The 18,843-nt window shown below is 53.8% G+C and carries 18 protein-coding genes; all 18 read left to right on the plus strand.

Going from position 1 to position 18,843, the window contains the following annotated elements; all coding sequences use genetic code 11:
* Positions 1–28: 28 nt before the first annotated feature.
* Positions 29–1,324, plus strand: coding sequence for a 3-deoxy-D-manno-octulosonic acid transferase (locus tag R2940_03730; protein MEZ4598885.1), 1,296 nt, complete (start codon positions 29–31; stop codon positions 1,322–1,324).
* A complete protein-coding gene (gene lpxK / locus R2940_03735) occupies positions 1,321–2,400 on the plus strand; it encodes a tetraacyldisaccharide 4'-kinase (GenBank protein MEZ4598886.1) in 1,080 nt (359 codons plus the stop codon). Before R2940_03730 ends, lpxK begins: the two co-directional genes overlap by 4 nt.
* Positions 2,397–2,576: a Trm112 family protein gene (locus R2940_03740; GenBank protein ID MEZ4598887.1), complete on the plus strand. Its 180-nt coding sequence runs from the start codon at positions 2,397–2,399 to the stop codon at positions 2,574–2,576. Before lpxK ends, R2940_03740 begins: the two co-directional genes overlap by 4 nt.
* A 78-nt stretch (positions 2,577–2,654) precedes the next feature.
* Positions 2,655–3,686 (plus strand): lipopolysaccharide heptosyltransferase II, encoded by a 1,032-nt coding sequence (gene waaF / locus R2940_03745; GenBank protein MEZ4598888.1) that lies wholly within the window; start codon positions 2,655–2,657, stop codon positions 3,684–3,686.
* Positions 3,683–4,744, plus strand: coding sequence for a lipopolysaccharide heptosyltransferase I (waaC, locus tag R2940_03750; protein MEZ4598889.1), 1,062 nt, complete (start codon positions 3,683–3,685; stop codon positions 4,742–4,744). The genes waaF and waaC overlap by 4 nt, the downstream gene beginning before the upstream one ends.
* Positions 4,728–5,570 (plus strand): lipopolysaccharide kinase InaA family protein, encoded by an 843-nt coding sequence (locus R2940_03755; GenBank protein MEZ4598890.1) that lies wholly within the window; start codon positions 4,728–4,730, stop codon positions 5,568–5,570. The genes waaC and R2940_03755 overlap by 17 nt, the downstream gene beginning before the upstream one ends.
* A 22-nt stretch (positions 5,571–5,592) precedes the next feature.
* Positions 5,593–6,489 carry a glycosyltransferase family 2 protein gene (locus R2940_03760; GenBank protein MEZ4598891.1) on the plus strand — a complete coding sequence of 299 codons (897 nt, stop codon included), beginning with the start codon at positions 5,593–5,595 and terminating at the stop codon, positions 6,487–6,489.
* Positions 6,490–6,518: 29 nt separating this feature from the next.
* Complete coding sequence (locus R2940_03765; protein MEZ4598892.1) at positions 6,519–7,247, plus strand: FkbM family methyltransferase; 729 nt, start codon at positions 6,519–6,521, stop codon at positions 7,245–7,247.
* An 11-nt stretch (positions 7,248–7,258) separates the two neighbouring features.
* A complete protein-coding gene (locus R2940_03770; GenBank protein MEZ4598893.1) occupies positions 7,259–8,110 on the plus strand; it encodes a glycosyltransferase family A protein in 852 nt (283 codons plus the stop codon).
* Positions 8,111–8,136: 26 nt separating this feature from the next.
* Entirely contained in the window at positions 8,137–9,288 is a 1,152-nt protein-coding gene (locus tag R2940_03775; protein MEZ4598894.1) for a glycosyltransferase family 4 protein, read from the plus strand.
* Between the two features lie 7 nt (positions 9,289–9,295).
* On the plus strand, positions 9,296–10,783 hold the full coding sequence (locus R2940_03780) for a lipopolysaccharide kinase InaA family protein (GenBank protein MEZ4598895.1): 1,488 nt from the start codon (positions 9,296–9,298) through the stop codon (positions 10,781–10,783).
* 33 nt (positions 10,784–10,816) lie between these two features.
* The gene (locus R2940_03785; protein ID MEZ4598896.1) at positions 10,817–12,379 is read left to right on the plus strand and encodes a glycosyltransferase family 39 protein; all 1,563 of its coding nucleotides are present in this window, start codon (positions 10,817–10,819) and stop codon (positions 12,377–12,379) included.
* 13 nt (positions 12,380–12,392) lie between these two features.
* Entirely contained in the window at positions 12,393–12,965 is a 573-nt protein-coding gene (locus R2940_03790) for a D-sedoheptulose 7-phosphate isomerase (GenBank protein MEZ4598897.1), read from the plus strand.
* Positions 12,966–13,088: 123 nt separating this feature from the next.
* Positions 13,089–13,901, plus strand: coding sequence for a lipopolysaccharide core heptose(I) kinase RfaP (gene rfaP / locus R2940_03795; protein MEZ4598898.1), 813 nt, complete (start codon positions 13,089–13,091; stop codon positions 13,899–13,901).
* A 338-nt stretch (positions 13,902–14,239) separates the two neighbouring features.
* Positions 14,240–15,418 carry a glycosyltransferase family 4 protein gene (locus R2940_03800; protein MEZ4598899.1) on the plus strand — a complete coding sequence of 393 codons (1,179 nt, stop codon included), beginning with the start codon at positions 14,240–14,242 and terminating at the stop codon, positions 15,416–15,418.
* Positions 15,419–15,637: 219 nt separating this feature from the next.
* Positions 15,638–16,795, plus strand: coding sequence for a glycosyltransferase family 4 protein (locus R2940_03805; protein ID MEZ4598900.1), 1,158 nt, complete (start codon positions 15,638–15,640; stop codon positions 16,793–16,795).
* Positions 16,792–17,577: an ABC transporter permease gene (locus tag R2940_03810; protein MEZ4598901.1), complete on the plus strand. Its 786-nt coding sequence runs from the start codon at positions 16,792–16,794 to the stop codon at positions 17,575–17,577. Before R2940_03805 ends, R2940_03810 begins: the two co-directional genes overlap by 4 nt.
* A complete protein-coding gene (locus tag R2940_03815) occupies positions 17,577–18,797 on the plus strand; it encodes an ABC transporter ATP-binding protein (protein ID MEZ4598902.1) in 1,221 nt (406 codons plus the stop codon). The genes R2940_03810 and R2940_03815 overlap by 1 nt, the downstream gene beginning before the upstream one ends.
* Positions 18,798–18,843: the final 46 nt, after the last annotated feature.

The following is an 18,843-nucleotide window of genomic DNA, read 5'->3' on the forward strand; positions in this document are numbered from 1 at the left end:
GGCCGGCCGAAGGTCTGGAGGAACCAGGGTGTACCTGCTTTATAATATCCTGCTGTATCTGGTGGCATTGCCCCTTCTCCCGCTCCACATGCTCATTCTGCTCCTCAGGGGCAAGCCCCGCCAAGGGATCGGGGAAAGGTTCGGGTTTCTGCCGAAAGAGCGTTTTGCTGCACTGCAGGGAAAAAAGATTATCTGGATCCATGCCGTTTCCGTTGGCGAAACCCGGGCGGTGGTCCCTTTGCTCAAGGCCCTGAAAAAGCGCTTTCCCGACTATGCCCTGATTCTTTCCAATGTCACCGAAACCGGCAGCAGGGTTGCTGCCAGCCTGGCGGAGATCGATCTCTGCTTCTTTTTCCCCTATGATTTTCCCTTTTCGGTAAAACAGGTTCTGCGCCGGATCAAGCCGGCAATGGTCGTGGTCGTGGAGACGGAAATCTGGCCCAATTTTCTGCGTGCCGCCGGTCGTCAGGGGGTCCCGGTGGCGCTCGTCAACGGCCGGATCTCCGACCGTTCCTTTCCCCGCTATCGGAAATTGCAGTTTTTTCTCGAGCCGATTCTGCAGCAGTTCTCCCTGCTGGGCATGCAGTCCCCGCTCGATGCGGAAAGGGTTGTGGCGATGGGGGCTCCGCCGGAACGGGTGACAGTGACCCGGAACCTCAAGTTCGATATGCAGACCGGTGGTCTGGAGGAAATCCAGCCGGATGCCATCAGGGAGGAATTTCGACTTGCCCGGGACTGTCGACTCTGGGTGGCCGCCAGTACCCATGCCGGTGAGGAGGAGCAGGTCCTCGATGTTTTTCGCCGGCTTCTCGACGGCGGGTTCGATCTGCTGCTGGTCCTTGTGCCCCGTCACCCCGAACGGTGTCGGGCTGTGGCGGAACTGCTCTCCGCCCGCAGGATTCCCTTTGTCCGGCGCAGCGAGATCGAACAGACGGTCGAACCCCTCAGCGGCGGCATGGTGCTGCTGGTGGACAGCATCGGCGAGGTTCTGAAATTCTATGCGGTGGCCGACCTGGTCTTTGTCGGCGGCAGCCTGGTTCCCGTGGGTGGGCATAACGTGCTGGAAGCGTCCCTGCTGCGGAAGCCGGTTCTGTTCGGGCCGCACATGCACAATTTCAAGGAGATTTCCCGCCTTCTCATCGAGGCCGGTGGAGGGATTTCCGTGGTTGATGCTGACGAACTGCATGACCGGGCCGCCGAACTGCTTGCCGATCCTGAAGCAGGCCGAGCCTTGGGACTCAGGGGCTATAAACTGCTGGAAGAGAACCGGGGCGCGACCGATCACGCCCTGAAGGCGATGGAAGGACTTTTGGAGCAGCGATGAACCGGCTGGAGGGTTTCTATCGGCGGATGGCCGTCCGGGGACCGAAAAGCGCCCTGGAATGGGCCCTTTTTCTGCCGCTGGTGCCCTGCGGAGTCCTGTATGGCGGGCTCGTCCGGCTCCGTAACGCCCTCTACCTGCGGGGTATTCGTGCCAGGGAAAGAGCAGCCGTTCCCGTCGTCTCCGTCGGCAACCTGACCGTGGGCGGCACCGGCAAGACCCCCATGGTCGATTGGCTCATCCGCTACTTTCTCGCGAACGACCATCGGGTGGCGGTGATCAGCCGGGGGTACGGGGGGAAAAGGCGGACCGGGGTGCAGGTGGTCTGTTCGGGACAGGGTCCGGTGCTGTCTGCGGAAGACTGCGGGGATGAACCCTTTCTGCTTGCCCGCCGCAATCCCCGGGCCCTGGTCCTGGTCAGCCCCCGAAGGAAAGAAGCAGTCCGCACTGCGGTCGACACGTTGGGCGCCCAGGTGATTCTGCTGGACGACGGCTTTCAGCATCTGGCGGTCGCAAGAGATTTCGACATTGTTCTGCTGGATGCCCGCCGGCCCTTCGGCAACGGGCATGTTCTGCCCGCGGGTCTGCTGCGCGAGCCGAAAACGGGTCTCGCCAGAGGCCATCTGTTTGTCCTGACCCGCTGCCCGGAACACCTGTTTCCAAGCCTCCCCGTCGCCGGCACGGTCGTACGTTGCCGGCACAGACTGGAGCAGGAGGCGCAACGCATCGACGGCGGAACAGAAACGCTTGCTTCCCTTGCCGGCCGAAAAGGCGTCGCTTTTGCCGGGATTGCCGAACCCGAAGGGTTTTTCCGCTCTCTCCGTGAAGCGGGATTGAATCTTGCCGGGGAGATCGCTTTCGGAGATCACTGTTCCTATGGACCCGGGGAACTGAATCGGCTGCAGGCCGCCTGCGTGGGAGCCGATTTTTTGGTTACCACCGAAAAGGACGGTGTGAAGCTCACCGCTTCCCAATTGCCGCTGCCCTGTTTTCAGGTGCCTATGGCTCTGGAATTTTACGAGGAAGGCGTCCTGCAATCCCTTCTTCGGCCGCTGCTAGCTAAGGAGAAGCCATTATGACCCTTTCCCCTGAACTTCTGGCGATACTGGTCTGTCCCAAGTGCAAAGGTCCCCTTCTTTACCGGGAGGTGCAGGAACTGCTAATATGTGAAACCTGCCGACTGGCCTATCCGATCCGGGACGGTATTCCGGTGATGTTGATTGAAGAGGCTGTTGAAATCCCTCGGGAGGAGTGAGGTGTGAGGTGTGAGGTGGGGGGGTACCAATTCCGCATTACGTCTTACGGATTACGTTTTTTTCGGAGTTTTCGTCTTTTGAAAAAGCTCGATAAGGGAAAAATTAAAAAGATTCTAGTGCGTTCGACCAACTGGGTCGGGGATGCGGTCATGACGACTCCGGCCATGGGGGCGTTGCGCGCCACCTTTTCGGAAGCGGAAATCGTGGTGGTGGCCAATCCTCTGGTTGCCGAACTGTTTCGTCATCACCCCTACTGTGATCGGGTGATCGTTTATGATGCCAAGGGTCTGCATCAGGGGTTTGGCGGTTTATGGCGCTTTTCCAAAATACTGCGCCGTGAAAGATTCGATCTGGCCGTTCTTCTGCAGAACGCCATCGAGGCGGCCCTGATGGCTTTTCTTGCCGGAATCTCACGCCGTGCCGGTTACCGGACCGACGCCCGGGGCCCGTTGCTGACCCACTCCGTGCCGATTGGACAAGCCGAGCGGCAGCTGCATCACACCGACTATTACCGCCTGATGCTGGATCGGATCGGGGTCCAGGGCGGTGACGGACGGTTGCGTCTTGAATGTACCGCAGAAGAAATGGCCTGGGCCGATAAAACGCTTGGCGCCGGACAGTGGATTGCAGTCAATCCCGGTGCCGCCTACGGTTCCGCCAAGCGCTGGTTTCCGGAACGGTTCGCCGAAACAGCCGATCGGCTGGTCGAGGAGTACGGGGTGAACATCGTTCTTACCGGCGGACCGGGAGAGAAGGAAATCGGCCGCGACATTGCCGCAGCCATGTCCGCCCGGCCCCTCAACCTCATCGGCGAAACCACAATGCGGCAGTTGATGGCGGTGCTGGCGTCGGTCCGGCTGCTGGTGACCAATGACTCCGGTCCCATGCATGTCGGGGCCGCCTTCGGCGTACCCATCGTCGCCGTATTCGGTCCCACCGATCACACCACCACAAGTCCACTGGCGGACAATTGCCGCATCGTGCGCAAGGAAACGGATTGCGCCCCCTGCCTGCTCCGGCAATGTCCGACCGATCATCGCTGCATGAAGGCGATTGCCGCCGGGGATGTCCTGGAGGCGGCGCGGGAACTGCTTGGAGAAAAACCGTGAAAGCCCTTGTTGTCAAAACGAGCGCCCTGGGCGACGTGGTCCACGCTCTCCCTGTTCTGGCCTGGCTGAAAAGCGCCGATCCTGGTATTGAGATCGACTGGCTGGTGGAGGAAGGTTTTGCATCGCTTCTCGAAGGACATCCCCTGTTGCGGAAGGTTCACCGGCTCGGTCTGAAGCGCTGGCGGCGTCAGGGTTGGAGGGCCACGTTGGGCGGAGTTCGCGAGGTCATCGGCAACCTCCGGCGGGAGAAGTACGACCTGGTGCTTGATCTGCAGGGGAACAGCAAGAGCGCACTTTTCACGCTATTTTCCGGGGCAGCCCGGCGTTACGGCTTTGACCGGACCGGGGTGCGGGAATGGCCCAACCTGCTGGCCACCAACCATAAGGTGAAGCTGGGACCGGACGATCATCATATCAGCGAGCGATCTCTTGCGGTGGCGAGGGCGGCTTTGCCTGAAGGGAAGGGCGCTCCTCCTGCTGGGCCCATGCATGTCTCGGAAGAAGCCGGCGCTGCAGTTTCCCGTCACCTGGCGGCATTGGGTCTCGAAAACCGGCCCTTGGTCGTGCTGCAGTACGGCACCACCTGGGTCACGAAACTCTGGCCCCTGGAGTGCTGGCAGGAACTTGTCGGCAGGTTGTGTCGTGAAGGCGATCTGAGGCCGGTGCTGATATGGGGCAACGATGATGAACATGAGGCCTGCAGGGAAATCTCGAAAGCCGCACAGGGCATGGCTGTTATCTGGCCGCGGGGCAGCTTGCCCGAATTGGTGGCCCTGTTGAAAAAAGCAGATCTTGTGGTGGGCGGGGATACCGGTCCGATTCATATTGCCGCTGCCGTAGGAACCCCGACGGTTTCCCTTTTCCGGGTGACCGACGCAACCCGCAACGGTCCCCGCGGGGAGGCGCATATCCGTCTTCAGGCGCCCATGGACTGTTCTCCCTGTCTCCGCAAGCATTGCGAGCGGGATGATGAGTGCGGGCGGAGCATTGATGTGGATGCGGTCGCGGAAGGGATCTTCCGCCTTCTCAAGGGAAAGCCCAATGAGCCAGTTTGTTGAAATGGGCGATATCCTGGTCGCTTCTGAGTTTTGGCCTGTGCTGCAGAAAGCGGGGCTGACAAGCTTCGAGGCGTTTATGGATTTTTCCGGGGGGCAACGTATCGTTCATAAACGGGGACGCTCGGTTTTTCGCTTTGAGATCGGGGAAAGGGCTTTTTACCTCAAACGGAATTTTGTTCATCCCGTCGAGTTGTGGAAGAAGCTCTCACGAGGCAAGCTCCCTCCTCGCGGTGCTCTTGAGGAGTGGAAGAACATCCTTGCCGTAGCAAGCGCCGGAGTCCCCACCGTTCGTCCGGTCGTCTTTGGCGAGCGCACCTTCCTGGGAATGGAACGGATCTCTTTTACGGTCACGGAAGAACTCTATGGTGCCCGTCCGCTGGATGAAATTGTCCGCGACAGATTCCGCAATTCCGGCCAATTTATGGAAAAGCGGACTCTCATTGCAAAGATGGCCGAACTTGCCCGATGTCTCCACCATGCAGGAATGAATCACCAGGATTTTTACCTGAATCATTTCTTTCTTGGACAGGGAGGTGAACTCTACCTGCTCGACCTGCAAAGGGTACAGCGGCGTTCCAGGGTGCCGGGTCGCTATAAGGTCAAAGACCTGGGGCAGCTTAACTATTCCGCTCTATACTATGGCGGCTTTACCCGAACCGATCGTCTGCGTTTTCTGCTGAGGTATCTGGATCGAAAATTCCTGTCTCGCGAGGATAAACGCCTTGCTCGGCAGATTATCGACAAAACGGCCCGGATTGCCCGCCACGATGTCAAACTGACCGCACGTCGGCGAAAGAGGGGGGAATTGCCCCCGGCCGCACAATGACGAGATAATAAGGAATCCTGCCATGCAGTGGTCTGTCGTTATTCCCACCTACAATTACGGTCGGTTTATTGAACGGTGTCTGAATTCGGTTCTTTCCCAGCCCGGCGACAGTTATGAAATCATCGTCGTCGACGATGGTTCCAAGGACGATACCGGAGAGCGCATTGCAGCTCTCGCAAAGGCTGTTCCTGCAGGGCGATTGCGTTACTTCTATCAGGCAAACCAGGGTCCTTCCGCAGCCCGGAACATGGGGATAAGCCAGGCCGCAGGCGAGTTTATCTGGTTTCTGGATTCCGATGATCGTCTCACCGCCGACGCCTTCGGTCATATGCAGCGAGCGGTAGAGTTGAACGTGCGGGGAGAACTGTTTTTCGGCGGATATCGGTCGGTTGCCGAAGACGGCACGGGAACCGACAAGTTGCCGGGGGATTTGGGATCAAACCGGACCGAGAATTTTCGAAGATATCTCCTCAAAAGCCTTAAAACCGTAACGACCGGAGCCGTGGCGGTTCGAAAAAAGGCTCTCGGAGACTTGAGGTTCCCACAGGGGATCCATTCCAACGAGGATATTGTTTTGTTCGGCCACCTGGTGGCCAGGTGTGAAGCCGTGGCCGTGCCCAAGGTGGTGGTGGAAAAAATTCGTCATCCCGCCAGCCTGCGCGGAAATCTGACCCGAATCGAAGAAACAGGCTTGCGTTCTGTCGATTGTTTGTTTGATGTCAACGTTTTAACTGAAGAACAGATGCAGTTCCGTTCACTGTACTTCGGCAACCGTTGCCTGGAACTGTTTCGTGCCCACTATCTGCATGAAAATTATTCACAGGCTCGCAGTTATTATCGAGAGGCTCTGAAATGCTGTCCTAAATATCTTTTCAAATCATCATATTTGCTAAAATTTTTATGTTCTTTCCTCAAATGATTTACCAGTTTTAAAGGAAGATGCAGGAAATGAAACTAAATCGAAAAATTGCCAAGGCATTTGGATATGAGTTGATAAATCTTCAAAAAAATCCCACCTCCTGCTCTCATGTCATGAATTTAATAAAGCATTATGGAATAGATCTAGTCCTCGACGTAGGTGCAAATAAAGGTCAATTTGGCAAAATGCTAAGAAGTGAGGGTTATATAGGGAAAATTTATTCTTTCGAGCCAGTATCAAAAACTTTCGAAGAATTGTCCATGGCTTCTAAAGACGATGAAAACTGGGCTGTATATAAAATGGCTCTTGGTGATTCACCTGGAGAGTTGACAATAAATATAGCAGAATCATCGGATTTATCTTCATTTCTAAACCCAAATGATTTTGGAAAAGAAAAGTTCAAAAATTTCGAAATAAAAAATCAAGAAAAGGTGATTGTTGAGACAATAGATAATTTTATAAAAAAATATTTAACCGAAGAAGATGGCAAAAGAATATTTTTAAAAATGGACACACAAGGATACGATCTCAATGTTTTTAATGGAGCATTAAACTCCTTGGATCATATAATTTGCATTCTTTCGGAACTCGCCTTAATACCTATCTATTCCGGCATGCCGCATTATCTTGATGTTTTGAAAAAGTATGAGGAGGAAGGATTTGTTATCACAGGTCTATATCCAATCAGCCGTAAAGAAGATTTTTCGGTAATTGAAGTCGATTGCATGTTGCTGAATATAAAAAGGATTTGTTCATAGAGGAGAATTTGATGGAGCAGAATGGCAAAGGTGAATGCCTGAAAACCGATTGGTCCCACATCAGACTGGCCTACGTGATCTATTACTATCTGGACCAGGAGAATTCTTCCTCCCTGCTCGACCTGCTGCGGGAATATGCGGCTTATCCCAAGGAAATCATCGATTACATCCATTTTGTGGTGGTCGATGATGGCTCCCCCGTTAAGGTTTCGATTCCTGACGGCATCAATCTCAACCTGACCTTCCTGCGCATCGACCGGGACATAGCATGGAATCAGGGGGGGGCCCGCAATCTCGGCATCGTCATGGCAAAGTGCGACAAGATCTTTACGACCGACCTTGATCACAAGCTGCCCGAACCCACTCTTCGCGAACTGGTGAAGAGGAAGAATCCCGGACGGACATTTTTCAAGTTCCAGCGTCTGGACGAGGAGGGAAAGGACATCGGCTACCATTTGAACACGCTATTCTTTTCCCGGGCCCGGTACCTCCGGTTTTACGGGATAGATGAGCAGTTTTGCGGGCATTACGGTTATGAGGACGCCCTTTTCTGGCGCTGGCAGCGCTATCACGGAACCCGTTTCCTCTATCTGCCAAATCGATTCTACTGCATCAACCGGAGCAAGATCGACCTCGGCAAGGCTTACCACTCCCTGCATCGGGACTTGAACCATAATCGGCCTCTGGCCGAAAAGGCCAAAAGCGACTGGAAGACGTTCGGCGCTCAAGCCGGTCACAGCCGTCAGTTCCTCTGTTTCCCCTGGCAGTTTGTCGAGGAACGGCGAAGAGATACGGAGTTGCCGCCTCTGCAGCCTGACCGCATGTGGGCTAGAACCTGGTGGTGGCGATGGCTGGTGGGATGATGCCTGATGCCGGAGGTCGGGCAAAATTGAAGATCGCCCTCGTCAACAAGGTATTTTCCCTTTCTCATGGAGGATTGGAACGCTTTTCCGTCAATCTGGCGGTGACCTTGCAGGGAGCCGGGCATGAAGTTCATGTTTTCGGCCAGAGTTTCTCCGGGCTGCCGGAAGGCATTGTTCTCCACCTGTTGCCGGACACGGGCAAGTCTTTTTTGGGAGGATTGCTGAAATTTCACCGCCTGGCGAGCCGCGCAATAGGCAAGGGTCGATTCGATATCGTCCTTGGTCTGACCCGGTTTTATCCAATGGATGTATACCGGATGGGGGATGGGCTCCAGCGTCACTGGATGAGAATCTGTTATCCTTTTCTTCCATGGCGCTGGTTCAATTACCTGGTCAATACCGCGCATGCGGCAAATCTCTATCTGGAAAGAAAAATATTGAGTGGCGGGGTCCGGCGCATCATCACCAATTCCCGTCTGTGCAAAGAGCAGGTCTGCAAATATTACAAATTTCCTGAAGAGAATGTGGAAGTCGTCTACAACGGAGTGGATCACAGTTTGTTCCATTCGGACGCCCGCCCCGCCTGGCGCTCCACCATTCGAAAAGAGCTTGGGCTTGGAGCCGAAGATATCGCTCTGCTGCATGTTTCCAACAATTGGCAGCGGAAAGGGCTGGAAACGACTCTGAAGGCGATGGCTGCGATGGGGCAATCCGGCGAAAGAATGCACCTGATTGTCGCAGGTCGTGGAAAGGTCGAAATTTTTCGCCGCCTGGCCGGGCATCTGGGCCTGGAGAAACGGATCCATTTCATCGGTTCTTGCACGCAGATGGAGCGATACTATGCGGCAGGAGATCTGCTGGTTCTGCCGACTTTATACGATCCCTTTTCGAATGTGTGCCTTGAAGCCATGGCCTGCGGCCTGCCGGTGGTGACCACAGCCGCTAATGGTGCCTCGGAGATTTTGGTTGAGGGGGAGACCGGCTATGTTCAGAAGGATCCGAAAGATATGCAGGAACTCGCTCAAATTCTGGAAAAATGCCTGGATTCCACCGCTCTGCTGAGAATGGGAGAGGCTGCCCGCCGGGATTCAGAAGCTTTTACCCTCGGCAGAAACATGCAACAAATTCTTGAGGTTTTTGAAAAGGTTGTCGCGGAAAAGACGAGATTCTCGAGGTGAACAGGGCATGAAGACCGAAGAGGTTTCCCTGCATGGGATCAAGTGGCATTTTCTGGACCCTGCAGGAAGTCCCTTATTGGCGGTTTTGAACGAGTCTCGCCTCGACGGTGAGGTCGTCAAGAAGAATGTCAAGCGCCGGGTGTTGCGGCAGCCAGGCATCTTTGTCAAAGAGGTGCGCTATCGGGGGCTGCCGATAGTTTTCAAAACGCTATTGGGCGGAACTGCCTGTCAGGAAGGCAGGATAAATCTGGAACTGGCCAAAACAGGCATTCCCGTTCCCGAAGTTCTGGCTTTCGGAACAGAGAAGAAATTCGGATTTATCCGCAGGGATCTGCTTTTGACCCGGGAGGAATTGAGCTGCAAAACCCTGCATGCGTTCCTGTTTGGCGATTTCCCCGGAATGACGGCTAGTGAAAAGCATCGATTTGTCCAAAGTTTCGCCGGATTCATGAGAATGCTCCATGACAATGGAGTTTTCCATAATGATCTGCATATCGGCAACATTCTCAAGGTGCCGGGCGGAAGTAACGGACACGGCTTCGTCCTGCTGGATAACGATCGGATCTCCTTCAAGAAACGACCGCTTACAACAGCCGAAAAGTCAGATAATCTGGCCCAGCTTTTGAGCAACCTGTGGACATTGGCCGACAGAAGCCAGCGGTTTCGCTTTCTAAAGGCCTATGGTGTGAAGCTCGACCGGGAAGGCCGGCATTTTGTCGATGAGCTGGAGACGAAAGCTTTAAGACATTTACGGAAAATCAGTCGTAAAAAAGCCAGGCAGAGTCTGGAGAACAACCGCCGGTTCGCCAAGGAAAAACGCAAGGGATTTACCGTTTTTTACAGGAAAAAACGGGGTATGGAGGAGATCCTCGATGGGTTCCTGGACGATCCGGACCGTTTTCTGGAAAAGGGAGAGATATTCAAGGCGGGCAATACGGTGCGGGCCGCCAAGGTCGAACTGAACGGAAAATACTATTTTCTCAAGCGTTTTAACTGTAAAGGGTGGCGCTATCAGCTGAAAAATGCTTTCCGTCGATCCAGGGCGTTGAGATCATGGCTGGTTTGCTGGGGATTCCGGCTCAGGGGCATTCCTCTCCCTCAACCTCTGATGTGTCTGGAAGAGCGCCGGATGAGGTTGTTGAAACGGTCCTACATTCTGTTTGAATTCATTGACGACGGAGAGCGATTGAACGGTGTCTGGCCGGAGCTGGGTGCAGACAGAAGAAAAGGGATACTGGCCCGTCTGGGCCTTATGCTTGGTCGTTTGCACTTTTTTGGAGGGATCCATGGTGATTTGAAATGGAACAATATTCTGGTGAACAGGCGGGGTGATCTCTTCCTGACGGATTTTGACGGCAGCCGAATCGTCGCTTCTCGGAACAAACGTAGAAAAAAGAAAGATTTGGAACGTTTTCTGGTGGACCTGGAGTCAGCCCCGTCAACAAAGACGGAGCGGGAATTTTTCCTCAAATGCTGGCAGCGATGGAGTTCCTGATCCTTTTACAATAGGCGCAGAATGGCACGCTTGATGGACATGGCTGACACTGACCGAAACTGGCGAAATGTCGATTTTTCCTTGTCCTTTTTGCTGGTGCTCAGCCTGGCGCTCAAGCTTGCGCTGCTTGCAGCCGGGCATGTCGTAAATCCCGATGGAGTTCGGTATATCGATGCAGCTCGCTTGATTACCGAGGGGGATTTCATTGCAGCGGTGGGCAGAGAGAAAATGCTTTTATACCCGTTTCTCCTGGCCACCTTCAACCTTCTGATACGGGACTGGGTACTGGCTGGTCAGATCATTTCCCTTGTTTCCCTCGTGGTCACGCTGTTTCCTCTGTTCTGGTTAACGACCGGAATTTTCAACCAGAGGGTTGCCTTCTGGGCCGGCTTTGCTTTTGTCCTTTCCCCCACCTTGAACGGCCTTTCAATTGACCTGATCCGCGATCCTCTTTTTCTCTGTTTTGCGACCTGGTCTATTTATTATTTCTGGCGATCCCTGACCGGCTCCCGAATCCGCTTTTACGGCCTGACTTCCCTTTTCGCCATCCTGGCTCTGATGTGTCGCATCGAAGGACTGGGCCTGTTTGTCCTCTATCCCGCGATTTGTCTCGTTTTGGCGGCAAGGCACCCGTCGGAAAGGTCGTCCTTGTTTAAAGGAACGGCTGTTATGGCGGGCATTCCCCTGTTGCTGCTGTTTACGACGGGCGGAATGCTGCAGGGAATTGCCGGGGTGGAGATCGACTTTCTCAACCGATGGGCGGAAGTTTGGGGTCGGCTTCAGGCCATCGCGAACGGCGAATTTCTTTTCATGTACCGTTATCTTTACGACCATCTGGGCTCTCTGGATAATCCCCATGCCTACTGGTCTTCCGGTTCTTTTTATGAGACCGCCAGGCATTATCTGCCGATTATCTATCTGTTTGGTCTCGTGGAGGCACTGTTTGAAAACCTTTTCCTGTTGTTTGTCGTCCCCCTGATCGTCGGATTTGGCAAACGGCCGGTTTTCAACCGGGCACACTGGTTGCTCCTGTCAGTGGCCGGTTTTTATTTCCTGGTGGCCTATTATTGGCTTTTTATTCAAGATTTCACCAGCAAGCGTTACCTGCTTTTGCCGACTCTGATGCTTTATCCCTGGGTGGGCAGGGGGCTGGACAGGATTTGGATACGGCTTTCCGAAGTCCGACGCCCGCGAATCGCGATGCTGCTGTTCCTGTTTATTTTCTGCGGAATTCCCGCTTTTAAAACTCTGGGAGTCGTGGTCGGTCCAGACAAAAGCAGCATCTTCAAGGAGGCAGGAATCTGGCTGGCGGAGCAGAACGATCTGCGGGGTTACCTGCTGGCCGGTAACGACCCAAGGTTCCGTTTGTATTCGGCGCCGGATCTTCGTTTTGTAGAGCCTGCAGAGGAATTTTCAATTTTCCAGGATTATAATGCTTCAGAAAGAATTGCTCTGGAAAGGGAAGTCGATTTTCTGATACTCGAAATCTCCCAGAAACGGCGGGATGAATTACCCCCTTTCCAGCACTACACCATGTTAAAAGAGTTGACGGACGGGAAAAAAGTTGTGCTGGTTTTCAGAAGAATAGTTCCATAAAAAAGGGTCTCCTATGACACATGAAGATATCAAATCTCATTTCGAAAATCTCAGCAGTGTCCTGCTGACCGTTGCCGAAAAGAAGTCGGACCTCATTCTTTCAGCTTGTCGTACCATTGCCGCAGCGCTCAGTGCCGGGCACAAAGTGCTGATCATGGGTAATGGTGGCTCCGCGGCCGATGCCCAGCATTTTGCCGCTGAACTTGTGGGCCGGTTTCTGCTGGAACGGAGGCCGCTGCCGGCGATCGCTCTGACCACCGACAGCTCCATTCTGACCGCTGTCGGCAACGACTACGGCTTCGACGAAATTTTCAAGCGCCAGGTCGAAGCCATTGCTCAGCCCGGCGATGTGGTGATCGGCATCTCCACCAGCGGCAAGTCGAACAATGTGTTCCATGCCCTGACTGCGGCCAACAAGATCGGCTGCAAAACCATCGGGTTGTTGGGGCGGGATGGCGGTAACATTTCCGGCCTGGTCGACCTCGATTTGACGATTCCGGAGCAGTACACCCCCTACATCCAGGGTGCTCATGGTGCAGTCATTCATATCATCTGCGACCTTGTGGAGAAGGAGTTGTTTGGATAGCTCCGGATCTTGTGTCCTCTTCGGATTTTGATTCTCGCATGGCATTGCTGAACAGAATGGTTCCGGCAATGCTCAGTCCCGGCAAGTCCCAAGCTGCTCCCTTTTGAAACGACAGGCTGGCGAATGGTCGAGTTAAACGACATTTTGCGGAGATATTTTCCCGGGCCTGAAGCTTTTGACAGAATTCTGGGACTTCAGGGTGATATTTACCGGGAAATGGATGGGCGCCGAACCCTGAGGTTTGATCTCGGAGGTCGCAGTTACTTCGCCAAATTGCATTTCGGCGTAGGCTGGAGGGAAATTTTCAAAAATCTGTTGCAGGGTAAAAGACCCGTACTTGGAGCCAGAAACGAGAGAGAGGCCCTGCGCTGCCTGCAGCAGCTCCATTTGCCGACAATGAAGGTCGCGGGATTTGGAATACGGGGTTGCAATCCTGCCCGGCGTCAATCTTTTCTCATCACTGAAGAACTGACCGGCGCCATCAGTCTTGAGAGCCTCTGCAGGGGATGGGCAGCCGCTCCGCCACCCCCGGCCTGTAAAAGGGCTCTATTGGAAAAGGTCGCCTTCATCACCCGCAAGCTGCACGAAAACGGCATCAATCACCGCGATCTGTATATATGCCATTTTTTACTCGAACAGGCTGACTCTTTCCAGTATTCCGACTGGCCCCGCCTGCATCTGGTCGACCTTCACCGGGCCCAACTCCGGAATAAAACTCCCCGGCGATGGGCGGTCAAGGATGTCGCCGGCCTTTACTTTTCCAGTCTGGATATCGGCCTGACCCGTCGCGACCTTCTTCGTTTCATTGCCATCTATCGTGGTCGTCCTCTGCGGGAGATTCTGAAAACGGAAAAAAAATTCTGGCGCGCCGTGTCCAAACGGGCCTTCAGACTCTATCGAAAGATGTTCGGACGCAACCCGGGTCAGTCCGATTAAACGATTTCAGCCGTCGGCGCTGCTTGCGGCGACCTGCGAAAAACCTTCCCCACTCCGCCCGGTACCGGGCCGGTATTTTTACCAGCGCAAATCAAAACTATCCCTTCACTACCGCAAACCCATGGAAGCCGGCTGGAAGACTGCGCCGGAAGGGAACAGCGGGAAAATTTTTCCTGTTCGACATCGACTTGAGCGAATCGTGCAGTATACTCTTTCAATTAAATGATAAACATTAGCAAATATCCATGTCATTGTGCACCAGGGAAAAATCGCTGTTTGGAGGTTTTCTCCGAGTTTCTCCTTCCTGCGTATTCCCGGATGGCCGAATCGGGTGAGACATGAAGCTGGCTTTCTGCCTTTTCAAATATTTCCCCTTCGGCGGTCTGCAAAGGGATTTTCTGCGGATCGCGTTGGCTTGCCGTGACCGAGGGCATGAGATCGGGGTTTTTGTCATGAAATGGGAAGGTGATATCCCTGATGCCTTCAAAATCGACCTCGTACCGGTACAGAAGTTGACCAATCATGGCAATTGTGCCGCCTTTGCCCGCTCACTGAAGCAAAAGGATCTGGATAAATATGACGTGGTTGTCGGTTTCAACAAAATGCCGGGACTCGATATCTACTTTGCGGCGGACAGCTGCTATCAGACACGTTTCCAAGAGGCCCGGACCATGTTTCCGAGATTCGGTTTTCGGTTCCGGACCTATGTTTCCCTGGAAAAGGCGGTCTTTTCCCCCGTCAGTAAAACCCACATCCTGATCCTGTCCCAAAAAGTTAAAAGGAACTATGTCGATGCCTACGGCACCCCCGAGGAAAGGTTTTCTCTTCTACCTCCAGGCATCGATCTCACCGCCTTCGATTGGAGAGAGAGAATCTCCGTTCGCAAACAGGTCCGGGAGGAATTCGGACTCGGCGAGACCTTTCTGTTACTGATGGTCGGATCGGCCTTCCGGACCAAGGGAGTCGATCGTTCTATCGCGGCTGTCGCTTCCCTCCCCGCTGGGCTGCGAGGGAAAACCCGTCTTTTCGTCATTGGGCAAGGGAACCAGCGGCCGTTGATCAGAATGGCCGCAAAACTCGGCATCGAAAGCCGGATCCGATTTCTCGGCGGAAGAGAGGACGTTCCACGATTTCTGTTGGCCGCGGACCTGCTCTTGCACCCCTCCAGAAACGAAACTTACGGAATGACCCTGCTGGAAGCCATGGCGGCAGGGCTTCCGGTATTGGCAACGGACAACTGCGGCTTCGCCGGTCATGTCGAAAAAGCCGGTGCAGGTCTCCTTATACCGTCACCATTCGTTCAGAAGACAATGAACCAGATGCTGGCAGAGGCCTTGTTTTCCTCCGAGAAGAATCGGTGGCGCGAGAATGGATTGGCGTTTATCGCAAAAAGCGATATCTCCAGCCTGCCGCAAAAAGCCGCGGATATCATCGAAAATTTCACCCCCCTCGGGAGGGCAGGTATGAAACTGTTATCGAGGAATACAGCGAGGAGGATAATAGGGCTTCCTGCTTAAATTCAGCATATTTTGTAACTGCAATGCTAAAAATCAGGTAAGGCAGACTGGATTTGTTAAAAAGAGCTGGTAAAATTCCCAGTCGAAATAGGTTTTTATTTATTAATATAATGGTTAAAAAAATCAGGATCTATTTAAATTCTTATTATTTTAGTCATATAAACGGTTTTGAAGCTAAATAGTTCGATTTCTTCTCAATGAAGTCTGGTGGCAAAGGCGATGCGAATAGCTTTCATTCATGACTGGCTGGTGACCTATGGGGGCGCGGAGAGGGTGCTTGAGCAGATGCTGCATTGTTACCCCGATGCGGATCTTTTCAGCCTTGTGGATTTTTTGCCTGCCGATCAAAGAGGATTCCTTCAGAACAAGCAGGTCACAACGTCTTTTATCCAACACCTGCCCCTGGCGCGAACGAAATATCGCAGCTATCTGCCGCTGATGCCTCTGGCCGTGGAGCAGTTGGATCTGTCCGGGTATGACATTGTCATCTCCGGTTCCCACGCGGTGGCCAAAGGAGTCATCACCGGACCGGATCAGCTACATATCTGCCTGTGCTACACACCGATGCGGTATGCCTGGGATCTGCAGCATCAGTATCTCCGGGAAAGCGGCCTGGACAGCGGAATGAAGAGTTGGATGGTCCGGTGGATGCTTCATCGGATGCGTCTGTGGGATCAGCGAACGGCCGACGGGGTGGACCAATTCATCGCGATTTCAAACTTTATCGCCCGGCGGATCTGGAAAGTTTACCGGCGGGATTCGACCGTGCTCTATCCTCCTGTGAATGTCGAAGGCTACTCTTTGGGCAGTCAAAAGGAAGAGTTCTATCTGACCGCCTCCCGCCTGGTCCCCTATAAGCGGGTTGATCTGATCGTGCAGGCTTTTGCCAGGATGCCCGATAAAAAACTGATCGTCATCGGGGATGGACCCGAACTGCAACGGCTCAAGGGCCTGGCCGGTTCGAATGTCGATCTGCTTGGATACCAGCCGCAGGAGATTCTCAGGGACTACCTGCAGAAAGCCAGAGCCTTTGTTTTCGCGGCCGAGGAGGATTTCGGCATCGCTCCCTTGGAAGCACAGGCCTGCGGAACTCCCGTCATCGCTTTTGGCAAGGGCGGGGCTCTGGAAACGATTCGCGGTCTTGGAGAAAAGAACCCGACGGGGGTCTTCTTTTATCAACAAACCATTGAAGAACTGGTGGCGGGGGTTTTGGAGTTTGAGGAAAAAAAGGGAGCCATCTCCGCGAAAAGTTGCCGGCAGAATGCCCTGCGTTTTTCCGAAGAGAATTTCTGCCAGAAATTCTGCTCTCTGGTTGAAGAGCATATGGAATCCTATTTCAATATCAACGTCCGATTCAATCGAAGATTATGCAGATGATGAAAGCCCTGTGGGCCTACCGCGGGTTTATAACTGGCAGCGTCAAGCGTGAATTTCAGTTGAAGTATCGCAACTCTCTCCTTGGCGCAGCCTGGACCTTTCTGAACCCCCTGGCGATGATTTTCGTCTACACCATCATTTTTTCCCAGGTCATGAGGGCAAAGCTGCCCGGGGTCGATACGAGTTTTGCCTACAGTATCTATCTCTGTGCCGGAATCCTGACCTGGGGATTGTTTGCGGAAATTCTGGGCCGGGGCCAGAACGTTTTTCTGGAGCATGCCAATCTGATCAAAAAAATCAGTTTTCCCCGAATGTCCCTGCCGGTCATCGTCATTCTTAATGCGAGTCTCAATTTCGCCATCATCTTCGCCTTGTTCACCCTGTTTCTGCTCGCCAGCGGTAATTTCCCCGGGTGGGTCTATTTCGCTGTCTTCCCGGTACTTCTTCTTCAGATCCTGTTCGCCATCGGGCTGGGAATCATTCTGGGTGTTCTGAACGTCTTTTTTCGCGATGTAGGGCATTTTTTCAATATTCTGATCCAGTTCTGGTTCTGGCTGACCCCTATCGTCTACCCGCCGACGGTTCTGCCGGAACCGGTCAAACCGCTTCTTTTCCTCAACCCCATGGCCTCATTCATGTCCGCCTACCAGGGGATATTGGTCCGGGGAGAGGTCCCCGATTGGCCGAACTTTGTCTGGATAGGGTTGTTCAGTCTTCTGCTCTGCACGTTCGGTATGCGTCTTTTTCGCAAACGTTGCGGTGAAATGGTGGATGAGCTCTGATGGGCCGCATTTGTGTCAGCAATCTTGGTAAAGCCTATAAGCTGTATTCCAGTCACTGGTCCCGACTTCTGGAATGGGTGGTCCCTTTTCTGGGCCCAAGACATGAACAGAAGTGGGTTCTGCAAGGAATCAATTTCCTTATCAAGCCCGGGGAAGCGGTCGGCATTGTCGGCATCAACGGGGCCGGGAAGAGCACGCTCCTCAAGCTCATTACCGGGACGACCCAACCGACGACCGGGAATGTCGAAACATCCGGCAGCGTGGCCGCCATGCTCGAACTGGGCATGGGGTTCCATCCCGAATTCACGGGGCGCCAGAATGTGTTCATGGCAGCGCAGCTGCTTGGCATGCAGGTGGACGAAATATCGAAACGGCTGCCCGAGATCGAGGCCTTTGCCGAGATAGGTGACTATATCGATCGGCAGGTGCGGGTCTATTCCAGCGGTATGCAGATGCGATTGGCATTCAGTGTCGCCACGGCGAAACGGCCTGATGTTCTGATCGTGGATGAAGCCCTGTCCGTGGGAGATGCCTATTTTCAGCATAAGAGTTTCAACCGTATCCGGGAATTTCGCAAGGCGGGGACGACCCTGCTCATCGTTTCCCATGACAAGCAGGCTATCCAGAGCATTTGTGACCGGGCGATATTGCTGGATGGAGGTCAACTGGCCATGGAAGGGGAACCTGAAGCGGTTATGGACTATTACAATGCCATGCTGGCTGAGCGCGGAAGTCAGACTGTGCGACAGGAAAAGATGACGGATGGCAAGACCAAGACTGTTTCCGGCTCAGGTGGTGCGACTGTTATGGATGTCGGCCTGCTCGATGAGAAGGGAGACAAAGTCGAGGTTATAAATGTCGGACAGAGGGTCACCCTTCGCGTCATCGTGGATATTCATTCCGATCTGCCGGATCTGGTGGTCGGATATATGATCAAGGACCGCCTGGGCCAGCCCGCTTTCGGAACGAATACCTATCATCTGCGGAAAGGCCTGCAGCACCTGGGCAAGGGCGAACGGGTTGAATATGCTTTTACCTTTCTCGCCAATATCGGGGAAGGCTCCTATTCGATTTCGATCGCGCTGCACACCCAGGATACTCATCTTGCTGCGAATTACGAATGGCGAGACCTGGCGCTGGTTTTCGACGTGGTGAATCTCAATCAGGATCGTTTTGTCGGGACGGCGTGGCTGCCGCCGGATGTTCGATGCTTTCGATGATCTGCGAAGACCGGAAAGGAGAGAGCAAAAGTTTTGCGAAAAGAGA

This window comes from Syntrophotaleaceae bacterium (assembly GCA_041390365.1).
Classification (GTDB): Bacteria; Desulfobacterota; Desulfuromonadia; order Desulfuromonadales; family Syntrophotaleaceae; genus JAWKQB01.

What these genes read in the sequence shown, in the direction of transcription:
- lpxK (MEZ4598886.1), top strand. Translation starts at nt 1,321, where the DNA reads ATGAACCGGCTGGAGGGTTTCTATCGGCGGATGGCCGTCCGGGGACCG.
- R2940_03740 (MEZ4598887.1), top strand. Translation starts at nt 2,397, where the DNA reads ATGACCCTTTCCCCTGAACTTCTGGCGATACTGGTCTGTCCCAAGTGC.
- R2940_03755 (MEZ4598890.1), top strand. Translation starts at nt 4,728, where the DNA reads ATGAGCCAGTTTGTTGAAATGGGCGATATCCTGGTCGCTTCTGAGTTT.
- R2940_03760 (MEZ4598891.1), top strand. Translation starts at nt 5,593, where the DNA reads ATGCAGTGGTCTGTCGTTATTCCCACCTACAATTACGGTCGGTTTATT.
- R2940_03765 (MEZ4598892.1), top strand. Translation starts at nt 6,519, where the DNA reads ATGAAACTAAATCGAAAAATTGCCAAGGCATTTGGATATGAGTTGATA.
- R2940_03770 (MEZ4598893.1), top strand. Translation starts at nt 7,259, where the DNA reads ATGGAGCAGAATGGCAAAGGTGAATGCCTGAAAACCGATTGGTCCCAC.
- R2940_03780 (MEZ4598895.1), top strand. Translation starts at nt 9,296, where the DNA reads ATGAAGACCGAAGAGGTTTCCCTGCATGGGATCAAGTGGCATTTTCTG.
- R2940_03785 (MEZ4598896.1), top strand. Translation starts at nt 10,817, where the DNA reads ATGGACATGGCTGACACTGACCGAAACTGGCGAAATGTCGATTTTTCC.
- R2940_03790 (MEZ4598897.1), top strand. Translation starts at nt 12,393, where the DNA reads ATGACACATGAAGATATCAAATCTCATTTCGAAAATCTCAGCAGTGTC.
- rfaP (MEZ4598898.1), top strand. Translation starts at nt 13,089, where the DNA reads ATGGTCGAGTTAAACGACATTTTGCGGAGATATTTTCCCGGGCCTGAA.
- R2940_03800 (MEZ4598899.1), top strand. Translation starts at nt 14,240, where the DNA reads ATGAAGCTGGCTTTCTGCCTTTTCAAATATTTCCCCTTCGGCGGTCTG.
- R2940_03805 (MEZ4598900.1), top strand. Translation starts at nt 15,638, where the DNA reads ATGCGAATAGCTTTCATTCATGACTGGCTGGTGACCTATGGGGGCGCG.
- R2940_03810 (MEZ4598901.1), top strand. Translation starts at nt 16,792, where the DNA reads ATGATGAAAGCCCTGTGGGCCTACCGCGGGTTTATAACTGGCAGCGTC.
- R2940_03815 (MEZ4598902.1), top strand. Translation starts at nt 17,577, where the DNA reads ATGGGCCGCATTTGTGTCAGCAATCTTGGTAAAGCCTATAAGCTGTAT.